Raw genomic sequence first — 13,317 nt, forward strand, 5'->3', positions numbered from 1 at the left:
GGATAGCCCTGTGACCGCTTCACTCGCGCCCCAGCTTCTGATCGGCCTGATCGCGGTCGCGCTGCTGTTCGATTTCCTCAACGGCCTGCACGATGCGGCGAACTCGATCGCAACGATCGTTTCCACGCGCGTGTTGAAGCCGCAATACGCTGTCCTGTGGGCGGCTTTCTTCAACTTTATCGCGTTCCTGTTTTTCGGCCTCCACGTTGCCGAGACGCTGGGGACCGGAATCATCGATCCCGGCATCGTCGATCCGCATGTGATCTTCGCAGCCCTCACGGGCGCGATCGTGTGGAATCTCATCACGTGGTGGGCGGCGATCCCCTCCTCGAGCTCGCATGCCTTGATCGGCGGGCTGGTCGGTGCGGGCCTTGCGAAAGCAGGCATCGGCGCGCTGGAATGGTCGGGCCTGACCAAAACCATTCTGGCGATTTTCCTGTCGCCGATGATCGGATTCGTTCTCGCTCTCGTTCTCATCGTCATCGTGGCGTGGTGCTCCGCGCGCTCGACGCCTTTCATGGTGGACAGCGCTTTCCGTATCCTGCAGTTCGGCTCTGCCTCGCTCTATTCGCTCGGCCACGGCGGCAACGACGCGCAGAAGACCATGGGCATCATCGCGATCCTGCTTTATTCGCAAGGCTATGGCGGCGACCATTTTCACGTCCCGCTCTGGGTCGTGCTGGCCTGTCAGGCGGCGATGGCACTCGGCACCCTGATGGGTGGCTGGCGCATCGTGCGCACCATGGGCAGCCGCATCACTCACCTCAATCCGATGCAAGGCTTTTGCGCGGAGACCGGCGGCGCGCTGACACTCTTCGCAGCCACCGCACTCGGCGTTCCGGTCTCGACCACGCACACCATCACCGGCGCCATCGTTGGTGTCGGCTCCGCGCGGCGGCTGTCCGCCGTCCGCTGGAATATCGCAAGCTCCATCGTGGTGGCCTGGATCATCACCATTCCAGCGGCGGCAACCGTCGCGGCTCTTGTGTATTGGCTCGTTCCGATCTTTCATTAGCCCCTCCAGCAAAGTGGGGTGTCGATGATCGCTAACGCAGAGATACTTCTTCGACTGGCCGTGGCTGCTCTTCTGGGCAGCATGGTGGGCTTCGAGCGCGAGCGACTGCTCTGGGCTGCCGGAATCCGCACCCACATGCTGGTGTGCGTCGGCTCATGCCTGATCATGATCGTGTCGGCTTACGGATTTGCAGGCGTACTGGACCAACAGCACACCGTGCTGGACCCTTCCCGCGTCGCCGCCCAGGTCGTCTCGGGCATCGGCTTTCTCGGCGCGGGCTCGATCCTTGCCCGCGGGGAGATCATCAAGGGACTGACCACCGCGGCCAGCATCTGGACCGTCGCGGCCATCGGTCTCGCCATCGGCGGCGGCCTCTACTTCGCGGGCACAGCCTCCACCATCCTGATCCTTATCATCCTGGCGGGGGTGAAGCCGCTGGAAGAGGCCTATCGCGCCCGCAACCAGACCGTCCATTTCAGAATCACGGCAGAGCGCGGCGCCCTCACGCCTGAGGAATTGCGCCAGACGCTGTCGCTGCGGGTGAGCCAGATCAAGCGCTTCGTGGTGGAAAACCGCAGCGGCGACGAGGGTAACGACGAAATCCTCGTCCTGCTGAACAAGGTCTCCTCGCAGGATATCGCCGACTTCAAAAACAGGCTGAACGACGTTCCTTCGATCCGCCGGGTCGATCTCATCAGCCGCTCCGCCACCGACAACTCCTCCGCCACCTGATCGACGGGTTTCGGTCGAAACGCCCTGCGGCGCGACCTGCCGCAGGCCGCAGATTCATTCTTCGTTAACCTAATTAAATCTGACTTTAAGGCCCCTCTTAATGATTTCCCGCCAGAAATAAGGCTGGGATATTGGTGGCCTGCGCGTACCGGGAATTAATTTGTAAATGAGTGATCTCGTGCCTTCTCCGGCCGATAGCGCGGCCGCTGCGCCCGCAAGGACGCGGCGCGTGGCTGCCCAGCGCGTGAGAGAAGCCCGCGACCGCCTGACGTCGTCGAGCGGCACCCGGCCCGCATTCGATCACGAACTGCTACGCCAGTATGCCCAGACGCGCATGTCCGCCTCGCTCGTGGTGATCCTGCTCGTCATCGGCACGGGAGCGCTTTCCAGCCTCTGGATCCCGATGCTGAATGCCGCCATCTGGACCGCCGGGGTTCTGGCGATCCATGCAGTCGTGATCCGCCTCTGCTCGCGATTTCTGAACTTGCCGCCGACACCCGCGACCACGCGCAAATGGCGGCACCGCTTCGTCGCGCTCGATCTGCTTTACGGCCTTGGCTGGACGCTGATCCTCGTTCATCCGTCCGGGGTCGACGCGGTGTCGAACACGCTGATGCTGTTCCTGATGCTGCTCGTCGTCGCAGTCTCGAGCATGCTTGCCGCAAGCCTGCCGATCGCGGCCTTCGCCTCAACCATTCCGGTGACGGCTGCAATCGCGCTGAATTTCGTGCTGCGCGGAACGCTCGACGATTACATTCTCGCGGCACTCGCTCTCGCCGCCGAAGGCTACTTCGCCCTGCTCGCCCACAGGCTGCATTCGACGACGCTCGCTACGCTGGAGGCCCGCGCGGAAAAGGACGCGCTGATCGGCGAGCTCGAACAGGCCAAGGCGATCTCCGACGAGGCGCGCCACCGCGCCGAAGCCGCCAACGTCTCCAAATCGCGCTTTCTGGCGCAGATGAGCCACGAGCTGCGCACACCGCTCAACGCCATTCTCGGCTTCTCCGAGGTCATGAAGAGCGAGATTTTCGGTACGCACGAAGTTGCCGTCTACAAGGATTATTCCGCCGACATCCACAATTCGGGCGTGCACCTTCTCAATCTCATCAACGAAATTCTCGACCTGTCGCGTATCGAGGCCGGCCGCTACGAGCTGAACGAGGAACCCTTCTCGCTCGTTCACGTGGTCGCCGAATGCCATCATCTCCTGAAGTTGCGCGCATCGAGCCGGGGCATCACCATCCACGAAGTCTTCGAGGATGAAATGCCGAAGCTGTGGGGCGACGAACGCGCCACGCGCCAGATCGTGCTCAACCTTCTGTCCAATGCGATCAAGTTCACGCCGCAGGGCGGCGAGATCTGGCTGAAGTCCGGCTGGACCGCATCCGGCGGACAATATCTCAGTGTCAAGGATACCGGCTCCGGCATTCCCGAGGACGAAATCCCGATCGTGCTCGCGTCATTCGGACAAGGTTCGAACTCCATCAAATCGGCCGAGCAAGGCGCGGGCCTTGGCCTGCCGATCGCCAAGAACCTGATCGACATGCACGGCGGCACGTTCACGCTGAAATCAAAGCTGCGCATCGGCACCGAGGTCATCATCACCTTCCCGCCCGAGCGGGTGATGGCGGCGCTCGCCCCGATGCCGGAAGGCCCGCCCCTGCAGCCGGATCAATTCGACATGAGCGACGAACGCAGCAGACCGCGCGGGCGGCCGATCATGACTGCAGGCACCACCCTGCCCTAGCGAGACAAATTCGACGCGGATCGATCAAACGTGACACGCTTCTCTCTCATTCTCGCTCTGCTTTTGACCGCTGCCGGCGCGACGCTTGCCGCACAACCGGCCACGCTCGACCATATGAAGCACTTCGTACGCACGTCGCTCAACCAGTATGCGGCGCGCGAAGCGCGCTATGTGCACATTCCCCGCTCGCATAACGGCGATTTCGTGCTCCGCGCCAAGGTCAACGGCGTCGCGACGCCGATGGTGATCGACACCGGCGCGACCTCCGTGGTGCTTACGTATGAGACGGCGAAGGCCGCGGGCTTGCCACTCGATCTTGCGACTTACGATGTCGATGTGGAAACCGCGGGTGGCCACGTCCGCGCAGCGCGCGTGACGCTCGCCCGGCTGGCAGTCGGGAAACTTGTCGAGCTGTCGGTCCCGGCGCTTGTCGTGCCGCGCGGCCGGCTGAAAACCAACCTGCTCGGCATGAGCTTCCTCAACAGGCTCGAAAGCTGGGAAGTCAGCCCGGACAAACTCGTGCTGCGCGGCTATCCGTAATCAGGCCGCCGCGCCTGCGGTCTCGGCGGGCACGATGAGCTTCAATGCATCGCGCAACTGCTCGATGCCCGCATCAGGCTTCACGCAATTTTCCGCCAACGCACGACGGAACGCCCGCGCCCCGGGAATACCGTGAAACGCGCCGACCATGTGGCGCGTGATCGCATGCAGCCGCATGCCGCGCGCGCGTTCCCTCTCGATATAGGGAAACAGCGACTCGATCGCCTCGTGCATCGAAGCATGCGGCGCTGGCACACCGAACAGTTCGGGATCGACCGCCAGAAGACGCCACGGCTCCTGATAGGCCGCGCGGCCCATCATCACGCCGTCGACATGCTGCAGATGAGCCTTTGCCTGTTCAATTGAGGTAATGCCGCCGTTGATCGAAATCATAGTATCCGGCATCGCGGTTTTCAGCCGATAGACCCGGTCGTAATCGAGCGGTGGAATGTCCCGGTTTTCCTTCGGCGATAATCCCTCGAGCCATGCCTTGCGGGCATGTACGATCAAGGCATCGGCCCCCGCCGTCACCACACTGCGCGCAAGCGCGTCGAGCGCCTGTTCGGAGTCCTGGTTGTCGATGCCGATGCGGCACTTCACCGTCACCGGCACGCGGACAGCGGCCTTCATCGCGGCGACGCATTCGCCGACCAGTTGCGGCACCGCCATCAGGCAGGCGCCGAAGCGGCCGTCCTGCACGCGGTCCGACGGGCAGCCGACATTCAGATTGATCTCGTCGTAGCCGACCCCCTCGCCGATCCTCGCGCTTTCGGCAAGATCGCGCGGATTGGACCCGCCGAGCTGCAACGCGACCGGATGTTCGCAGGCGTCGAAACCGAGCAGCCGTTCGCGGTCGCCGTGGATCACTGCACCCGTCGTCAGCATCTCGGTGTACAGCTTCGCCCGACGCGTCAACGCACGATGGAAGACGCGGCAATGCCGGTCCGTCCAATCCATCATGGGCGCAACGCTCAGTCTATCCGATTGATATTCAATCATTTTCTGCAAGGCTCGGGGTCGCCGGATGCGACTGCTACCGGCGTTATACCCCAACCGTGACGACTATTGGATATCGCCGCACCGATAGCTTAACGCCAGTGCGTGCGCTACAGGCCGAGATAGGCCTTGCGCACCTGCGGATCGTCGATCAGATCCTTGGCCGTGCCGCTATGGACGATGCGGCCTGTCTCCATGACGTAGCCGCGGTCTGCGCCCGACAGCGCCAGATGGATATCCTGCTCGACGAGCAGTACGGTCACGCCGTCGTTGCGGATCGAGGCTAGCACATCCATCAATTGCTCGGCGATCACTGGCGCGAGACCAAGGCTCATCTCGTCGATCATCAAAAGCTTCGGCGACGCCATCAGGCCGCGCGCCATGGCGCACATCTGCTGCTCGCCACCCGACATGCTGCCCGCGAGCTGGCGACGGCGTTCCGACAGTTTCGGAAACAGCGTGTACATCTTGTCGAGATCGCGCGCGATCGCGGCCTTGTCCTTGCGCTGGAACGCGCCCATCAGCAGGTTGTCCTGCACCGTCATGCGGTCGAACAATTGCCGTCCTTCCGGTACCTGCACGAGCCCCACGCCGAATGCCTGATCCGGTGTCATCGAAACGAGATTCTTGCCGTCGAGAATAATCTCGCCCGTGCAGGCAAGAACGCGCGACAGCGCGCGCAGCAACGTCGTCTTGCCAGCGCCGTTGCTGCCGACGAGCGCGACGATCTCCGCCGGATAGACATCGAGCGACACGTCGTTGAGCACCGGCATGCCGCCATAGCCGCCGCTGACGCCGCGCACGCTGAGCATCACGTCTTTCTTGTCCGCAACCGCCGCCATCGTCATGCCCGCCTCTTGCCGAGATAGGCCTCGACAACAGCCTGATTGGAAAGAACGGTGTCCGGATCGCCGTCGGCGATCTTCTCACCGTGGTGCAGCACCATGAGCCGGTCCGACAGGCTCTTGATGGCCTTGATGACGTGCTCGATGACGAGAATGCTGATGCCCTCGTCGCGCACCTTGCGGATCACGTCGATCACCTCGTCGATTTCGACGTGGTTGAGACCTGCCATCACCTCGTCGCACAGCAACACCTTGGGCTGCATCGCGAGCGCCTTCGCAAGCTCCAGCCGCTTGCGGCCCGGCCCGCCGAGTTCGTCCGCGCGCTGATCGACGAATGCGCCAAGCCCGACGAAATCGAGCTGCGCACGCGCCATCTCGCGCGCTCGCGACAATTGCGATTCACCGCCGCCATGGCCGAACAAAGCGCCGACCGCGACGTTGTCGAGCACCGACAAGCCCGGAAACGGCCGCATGATCTGGAAGGTGCGGCCGATGCCGATCCGCGCGCGCTGATACGTCTGCAGGCTGTTGATCGATTTGCCTTCGAACAGGATGTCGCCGGAGGTCGGCTCGACCGTTCCGCTGATCAGGCTTATCAGCGTCGTCTTGCCGGCGCCGTTGGGGCCGATGATGCCGAGGATTTCCTTCGGCTGCAGCGAAAAGCTGACATTGTTGACGGCGATGAGGCCGGCAAAACGCCGCGTGACGTTCTGAACATCGAGTATAGCGCTCACAGCCGGGTCGCCTTGATGTTTTCGGAGAAGTAACGCCAGCCCGTCTTGCGGAACTGGCGGATGATGTCGGCAAGGCCGCGCGGCATCAGCACGACTGCCGCGACTACCACGACGCCGAAGAACAGGCCCGCGATGCTGGTGACTTCGCTCGACAGCACTTCGGAGATCGCGGAGAGCGACAGCGCGCCCACGATCGGCCCGAGGATGGTGCCGGGACCGCCGAAGACCGCCATGATGATCATCTTGACGTTGAGGCTGATGTCGAACGCGCTTTCAGGATCGATGAACGTCACCCAATAGGCGTGGATGCCGCCCGCGAGCGAGCTGAACACGCCCGACAGCGCGAACGCCATCACCTTGTAGAGCGTCGTGTTGACGCCCATCACCTTGGCGCCCTCTTCGTTCTCGCGGATCGCAATCAGGCCGAAACCGAACTTGCTGCGCGACAGCCACCAGATCGTCAACGTCACCGCGACGAGCAGGCCGAGCGCCAATTCATAGAACAGCATGTCGTTGTTCAGCGGCGGCAGTACAAGGCCGATGTTCTGGCCCGCCAGCGGCACGTTGGACACGATCGCCGCCATCACCTGCGCCAGAGCCAGCGTCGCGATCGCGAAGTAATGCCCCTTCAGCCGCAACACGGGAATGCCGAGCAGGATCGCGAACGCAACGGCCAGCACGACGCCGAGGGCGAGACCCACGCCGAACGGCAGGTCCCACTGCACCATCGCGATGCCGACGCCGTAGCTACCAAGACCATAGAACACCGAATTGCCGAAGGATGCATAACCGGTGTAGCCGCCGATGATGTTCCAGCCCTGCGCCAGTACGGCCAGCAGCAACGCGTTGATGCCGAATTGCACCAGCACGTCGGAGCCGAACCACGGCACCGCGATCAATACAATGAGCGCTATGAGGATGAGGATGGTGCGAAGCGCTTTCATGCCGTTTTTCCAAGAAGGCCGCTCGGGCGCACGATCAGCACCAGCACCAGCACGCCGAAGCTCGCCACGTCGGCGAAGGTCGCGCCGATATAGAGCACCGCCAGCGATTCAATGATGCCGAGGAACAGGCCGCCGACGATCACGCCGAGTGGATTGTCGAGACCGCCGATGATGGCGATCGCGAACGATTTCGCCGTCAGCGTCGCGCCGATATAGGGGTTGATCTGCGACACCGTGCCATAAAGACCACCAGCGGCACCCGCGAGGCCAATGCCGATGCCAAAAGTCATCGCATAAAGATGGCGCGGCTCGACGCCGTAAAGGCGCGCGGCGACGAGGTTCTGCGCGGTCGCCCGAATGGCTCGGCCGAGCCGGGTGTGAAGAAGAAACAGCCACATCGCAACCGTCAGCACGATAGCGACGGCGAAGGCGAGAAGGCGCGCCAGCGGGAGCACGACGGCACCGAGCTGGATGCTGTTACCCGCATAGGAAGGATTGATGGTGCGGAAGTCAGCGGAGAATGCGAGCTGCGCGAGATAGGTCAGCACGACTTCCAGCCCGAAGGTGATGAGCAGCGTGTTGAACATCGGCGCCCGCACGACGAGGTTCAGAAGTCCTCGCTGCACGGCATAGCCGAAAGCGAACATCACCACCGCCGTAATCGGCAAGCCGAGAAAAGGATCGATACCGAGATACGTATAGAGATGCCAGGACAGATAGGCGCCGAGCATGATGAACGCGCCATGCGCCAGATTGACGATGTTCAGCACACCCCAAACCAGCGCGAGGCCGAGGGCCATCACGGCGTACAGCCCTCCGAGCAGTACGCCGTTGACCAGAATTTGTATGAGCAGGTCCAAGATGCCCTCTCCCGTTCAGCCTCGGAATAGCAACGCCAAGCCGAAGGCTTAGCGTGCGTTCCAGGCCGGCATCGGATACTTCGGCGGATTGATCGCACCCTTGGTGCCGTAGATGGCGACAAGCTTCTCGCCCTGCACCTGGATCACCGTCTGCGGCAGGTCGATCTGGCCGTTGGCGGCAAAGGCGATCGGGCCGTAGATGCTCTCGAACTTCACCGCGGCGAGCGCATCGCGAACCTTCGCGGGATCGGTCGAACCGGCATCCTCGATCGCCTGAACCAGCGCCTCGACGTCGGCGGCGCCCGAAGCGGCGTGGTAGTCCGGCTCATAGTTGAACTTCGCCTTGTATTCGCTCTCGAACTTGGCCGCGTCGCCGAACCAGCGGTCCTTCAGGTCCGCCGAAGGCAGCCACGCAGTCATGCCGAAAGCGTAATCGGCATCCTTGCCAAGCGCCTTGCGGAAGTCTTCGCTCGGCACACCGACCGTGAACGAATACATCTTCGGCGCAACCGTGAGGCTCTTGGCCTGACGCACGAAGTTGAGAATTTCGGTCTCGTGACCTGCGACCAGCACCGCATCGACGTTCTTGCTGCGGATCTGCGACAGCAGCGAATTGAAGTCCGTCGCGTTAGTGCTGTAGCGCTCGTCCATCACGACGTCGAAACCGGCAGCCTTGAGCTTGGGCCGGGTGCCGTCGGCCACTGACACGTCGAAGGAGTCGTCGGCGTACAACAGCGCCACCGACTTCGGCGCGGGCTTCAAACCCTTCATCATGTCGATGGTGGAGCCGAAATAGTTGCTGGCGGGCGCCAGCGTGCCGAAGATGTATTTGAACTTACGAGCGAAGATCTGGTCCGAAGCACCACCGCCTTGCACCATCGGGATCTTGTATTTTTCCGACACGGCGGAATCGGCCAGCGCGAAGTTGCTGGCAAACGGCCCGAGCAGGAAGTCCACCTTGTCCTGCGAGACGAGCTGGGTGTACTGCCGCACGCTCAAATTCACATCGGACTGGTTATCGTAAATCTTGAGAACGACCTTGCGCTTCTCGTTACCGACCTTCACGCCGCCAGCCGCGTTGATCTTTTCGACCGCGAGTTCATAGGCGTCGCGGTAATAGCGGCCGGTGTTAGCGACGGGGCCGGTCAACTGCACCGACGCGCCGAAAACGATGTCCTTCGCAGTCGCCGGATTGGCCGCAAACGCCAATACCGCAGCAGAAGCTGCAGCAATCAAAGTCTTTTTGGAGATCAATCGGTTCGACATGGCTATCACCCGCTCTCTAACGAAAATGAGATATCGCTTGATAAGGCTGCGACAGAAAAACGCAACCGTCGAGGCTTGCCACTATCGTTTAAAGATGCCTTGGCGGTACCGACCAATCCCGCTCGCGCTGCATTGCAGCGCATAAATAAAAAAAGGCCGGGGCAAAGCCCCGGCCAAGGTCATCCTCGGGGGAGAGACTTGAGTTACTCGGCGGCGAGCGGAACTTCGCCGAGCGCGCCGGACGAGCGGATGTCGCTGATCTGGTTGTCGGAGAACTTCAGAACTTCGCGCAGGATTTCATCGGTGTGCTCGCCGAGCAGCGGCGAACGCACCACTTCCGTCGGGCTGTCGGACAGCTTGATCGGGTTGCCGACCGAGATGTACTTGCCGCGGGTCGGATGATCGACTTCGACAAGCGTGCCGGTCGCATACAGCGACTTGTCCTCGGAGATTTCCTTCATCGACAGGATCGGGCCGCACGGAATGTCGACCTTGTTGAGGATGTCCATGCACTCGAACTTGGTCTTGGTCATGGTCCACTGCTCGATGCGACCGAAAATCTCGTTCAGGCGCGGCAGGCGGGCTGCCGGCTTGGCGTAGTTCGGATCGGTCTTCCAGGTGGGCTCGCCGATCACGTCGCAGATCTTCTCCCAGACCGGAGCCTGGGTGATGAAGTACAGGTAAGCGTTCGGGTCGGTTTCCCAGCCCTTGCACTTCACGATGCGGCCCGGCTGGCCGCCACCGGAATCGTTGCCGGCGCGCGGGGTGGCTTCGCCGAACGGAATGCCCTCGCCGAACTGGCTGTATTCCTTGAGCGGGCCATGCGCGAGGCGCTGCTGGTCGCGCAGCTTGACGCGGCACAGGTTGAGCACGCCGTCCTGCATCGCGACGGTAACGCGCTGGCCCTTGCCCGACTGGGTGCGATGGTAAAGCGCGGTGACGATGCCGAGCGCCAGGTGCAGGCCGGTGCCGCTATCGCCGATCTGGGCGCCGGTCACGAGAGGCAGGCCGTCACGGAAGCCCGTGGTCGAAGCCGAACCGCCGGTGCACTGCGCGACGTTTTCGTAAACCTTGCAGTCCTCGAACGGACCGGGGCCGAAGCCCTTGATCGAAGCAACGATCAGCTTCGGATTGATCTTCTGGATGTTTTCCCAGGTGAAGCCCATGCGGTCGAGCACGCCGGGGGCAAAGTTTTCGACCATGACATCGCAGCTCTTCATGAGCGCGGTGAGGACTTCCTTGCCCTTCGCGTTCTTCGCATCGAGCGTGAGCGAACGCTTGTTATGGTTCAGCATCGTGAAATACAGGCTGTCCGCGTTCGGGACATCCTGAAGCTGACCGCGGGTGATGTCGCCGGTGCCGGGACGCTCAACCTTGATAACGTCCGCGCCGAACCACGCGAGTAGCTGAGTACAAGTCGGTCCCGATTGAACGTGAGTAAAGTCCAGAATACGGACCCCGTTGAGCGCCTTCGTCATAGCTTCCTCCAGTTGATTCTTATTCACCTTTGTCCCGACCGCCCCTTCCCGAAGGAAGAGGCGCCGGAGTTGTCACTCATTTCTTCTTCACAACCACGCTTTGCGGATTGAGGCTGCCGATGTTGCCGCTCTCGGTACCCGCTGCCGGATCGATCACCGCGTTGATGAGGGTCGGCTTGCCGGAATCCATGGCGGCGATGACGGCGCGCTTCAGTTCATCCGGCGTCGTCACGTGAACGCCGACACCGCCAAACGCTTCCATCATCTTGTCGTAGCGAGCGTCCTTCACGAACACCATCGGCGCAACGTCGGGACCGCCCGTCGGATTGACGTCGGTGCCGCGATAGATGCCGTTGTTGTTGAAGATCACGACGCAGACCGGCAGGTTGTAGCGGCAGATCGTCTCCACCTCCATGCCGGAGAAGCCGAACGCGCTGTCGCCCTCGATCGCGAGGACCGGCTGGCCGGTTTCGACAGCCGCGGCCACGGCAAAGCCCATGCCGATGCCCATCACGCCCCAGGTACCGACGTCGAGACGCTTGCGCGGCTTGTACATGTCGATGATGCCGCGAGCGAGGTCGAGCGTGTTGGCGCCTTCGTTGACAAGGATCGCATCCGGACGATCCTTGATGATCGTGCGGAGTGCGCCGAGCGCGCTGTGGTAGTTCATCGGCGAAGCGTTGTTCATCAGCTTCGGCGCCATCTTTGCGATGTTGGCTTCCTTCTTGGCGTTGACGGAGCCAGTCCAGTCGGCAGGAGCCTTCGCCCACTTGCTGTCCATGCCTGCGAGCAGAGCGGACACGCAGGAGCCGATATCGCCCACCAGCGGCGCGACGATTTCGACGTTCGAGTCCATTTCCTTCGGCTCGATATCGATCTGAATGAACTTCTTGGGTTCGGAGCCCCAGCTCTTGCCCTTGCCGTGCGACAGCAGCCAGTTGAGGCGTGCGCCGATCAGCATGACGACGTCGGAGTCCTTCAGCACGGTCGAACGCGCTGCGCCGGCCGACAGCGGATGCGTATCCGGCAGAATGCCCTTGGCCATCGACATCGGCAGGAACGGAATGCCGGTCTTTTCGATCAGTTCACGGATCTTGTCGTCGACCTGCGCGTAGGAAGCGCCCTTGCCCAGAATGATCAGAGGGCGCTTGGCACCCTTGAGCACGTCGAGCGCGCGCTTGACGGCGGACGGCGCAGGAATCTGCTCCGGCGCAGCGTCGATCACCTTGACGAGCGACTTGGCGCCCGCTTCCGCGGTCATGACCTGCGAGAAGAACTTCGCCGGCAGATCGAGATAGACGCCACCCGGACGGCCCGAGCAGGCAGCGCGGATCGCGCGAGCAATGCCGATGCCGACATCCTGCGCGTGCAGCACGCGGAAGGCCGCCTTGCAGAGCGGCTTGGCGATCGCGAGCTGATCCATTTCTTCGTAGTCGCCCTGCTGGAGGTCGACGATCTCACGCTCGGACGAGCCGGAGATCAGGATCATCGGAAAACAGTTGGTGGTGGCGTTGGCGAGCGCCGTCAGACCGTTGAGGAAGCCGGGAGCCGAAACGGTGAGGCAGATGCCGGGCTTCTGGGTCAGGTATCCAGCGATCGCGGCGGCGTTGCCGGCGTGCTGCTCGTGACGGAACGAAATGACACGGATGCCCTCGCCCTGAGCCATACGGCAGAGATCCGAAATCGGAATCCCCGGCACGGCATAAATCGTGTTGATATCGTTCAGCTTGAGCGCGTCGATGACGAGATGGAAGCCATCCGTCAATTCCTGCTCTGCTGCATTGGTGTCAACGTTTGCTACTGCTGCTACTGACATCAGTACCCTCCCAGGGTTCATTCCGCTTCACGCGGTTTTCTATCGAGGTGACCTGCTCGCGAGGAACGAGCTGCTTGTGTTTTGGTGGATCGTCGTTCGTAAAATCATGGCTTACAGATGAGACTTCTTACATCCGCTGCAGACCTATCCAGCCTGTGAACGTGTGATCGGCTGCCGAGCGCCACAACCTCATCTTCATCGCCGAAGCTGCGAAGATATCGGGTTGGGCAGGCGCGCCCCACTCATCGTCACAAGCCGAGCATCCGATAAACCACATATGAAATGCATATCGTTGCTGAAAAAATCCATTGGCATACAAAATACCAAGTGTCAACGACGACGCG

Annotated in this window: 12 protein-coding genes; 4 read left to right on the plus strand and 8 right to left on the minus strand. The window is 62.0% G+C overall.

Annotation, left to right across the window (positions count from 1 at the left end):
• Window positions 1-10 precede the first annotated feature (10 nt).
• From HMPREF9697_RS05780 to HMPREF9697_RS05795, 4 genes are all read left to right on the plus strand, one after another.
• Window positions 11-1,015 (plus strand): inorganic phosphate transporter, encoded by a 1,005-nt coding sequence (locus tag HMPREF9697_RS05780; protein ID WP_002716230.1) that lies wholly within the window; start codon window positions 11-13, stop codon window positions 1,013-1,015.
• A gap of 24 nt (window positions 1,016-1,039) precedes the next feature.
• Window positions 1,040-1,747 carry an MgtC/SapB family protein gene (locus HMPREF9697_RS05785; protein ID WP_002716231.1) on the plus strand — a complete coding sequence of 236 codons (708 nt, stop codon included), beginning with the start codon at window positions 1,040-1,042 and terminating at the stop codon, window positions 1,745-1,747.
• 166 nt (window positions 1,748-1,913) lie between these two features.
• Window positions 1,914-3,494 carry a sensor histidine kinase gene (locus HMPREF9697_RS05790; protein ID WP_002716232.1) on the plus strand — a complete coding sequence of 527 codons (1,581 nt, stop codon included), beginning with the start codon at window positions 1,914-1,916 and terminating at the stop codon, window positions 3,492-3,494.
• 30 nt (window positions 3,495-3,524) lie between these two features.
• Window positions 3,525-4,034 (plus strand): TIGR02281 family clan AA aspartic protease, encoded by a 510-nt coding sequence (locus tag HMPREF9697_RS05795; protein ID WP_002716233.1) that lies wholly within the window; start codon window positions 3,525-3,527, stop codon window positions 4,032-4,034.
• On the opposite strand, the gene dusA is transcribed toward HMPREF9697_RS05795, so the two are convergent.
• The 8 genes from dusA to oxc all read right to left on the minus strand — a co-directional run bounded on the left by dusA (window position 4,035) and on the right by oxc (window position 12,973).
• Window positions 4,035-5,033 (minus strand): tRNA dihydrouridine(20/20a) synthase DusA, encoded by a 999-nt coding sequence (dusA, locus tag HMPREF9697_RS05800; RefSeq protein ID WP_081602519.1) that lies wholly within the window; start codon window positions 5,031-5,033, stop codon window positions 4,035-4,037.
• A gap of 107 nt (window positions 5,034-5,140) precedes the next feature.
• Window positions 5,141-5,878 carry an ABC transporter ATP-binding protein gene (locus HMPREF9697_RS05805; protein WP_002716235.1) on the minus strand — a complete coding sequence of 246 codons (738 nt, stop codon included), beginning with the start codon at window positions 5,876-5,878 and terminating at the stop codon, window positions 5,141-5,143.
• Window positions 5,875-6,609: an ABC transporter ATP-binding protein gene (locus tag HMPREF9697_RS05810; protein ID WP_002716236.1), complete on the minus strand. Its 735-nt coding sequence runs from the start codon at window positions 6,607-6,609 to the stop codon at window positions 5,875-5,877. The genes HMPREF9697_RS05805 and HMPREF9697_RS05810 overlap by 4 nt, the downstream gene beginning before the upstream one ends.
• Window positions 6,606-7,553 carry a branched-chain amino acid ABC transporter permease gene (locus tag HMPREF9697_RS05815; protein WP_002716237.1) on the minus strand — a complete coding sequence of 316 codons (948 nt, stop codon included), beginning with the start codon at window positions 7,551-7,553 and terminating at the stop codon, window positions 6,606-6,608. The genes HMPREF9697_RS05810 and HMPREF9697_RS05815 overlap by 4 nt, the downstream gene beginning before the upstream one ends.
• Window positions 7,550-8,413 carry a branched-chain amino acid ABC transporter permease gene (locus HMPREF9697_RS05820; protein ID WP_002716238.1) on the minus strand — a complete coding sequence of 288 codons (864 nt, stop codon included), beginning with the start codon at window positions 8,411-8,413 and terminating at the stop codon, window positions 7,550-7,552. The genes HMPREF9697_RS05815 and HMPREF9697_RS05820 overlap by 4 nt, the downstream gene beginning before the upstream one ends.
• A 48-nt stretch (window positions 8,414-8,461) precedes the next feature.
• Window positions 8,462-9,679: an amino acid ABC transporter substrate-binding protein gene (locus HMPREF9697_RS05825; protein WP_002716239.1), complete on the minus strand. Its 1,218-nt coding sequence runs from the start codon at window positions 9,677-9,679 to the stop codon at window positions 8,462-8,464.
• A 203-nt stretch (window positions 9,680-9,882) separates the two neighbouring features.
• A complete protein-coding gene (frc, locus tag HMPREF9697_RS05830) occupies window positions 9,883-11,157 on the minus strand; it encodes a formyl-CoA transferase (RefSeq protein ID WP_002716240.1) in 1,275 nt (424 codons plus the stop codon).
• A 76-nt stretch (window positions 11,158-11,233) separates the two neighbouring features.
• Window positions 11,234-12,973: an oxalyl-CoA decarboxylase gene (oxc, locus tag HMPREF9697_RS05835; protein WP_002716241.1), complete on the minus strand. Its 1,740-nt coding sequence runs from the start codon at window positions 12,971-12,973 to the stop codon at window positions 11,234-11,236.
• Window positions 12,974-13,317 lie beyond the last annotated feature (344 nt).

It is taken from the genome of Afipia felis ATCC 53690 (assembly GCF_000314735.2).
Lineage (GTDB): Bacteria > Pseudomonadota > Alphaproteobacteria > Rhizobiales > Xanthobacteraceae > Afipia > Afipia felis.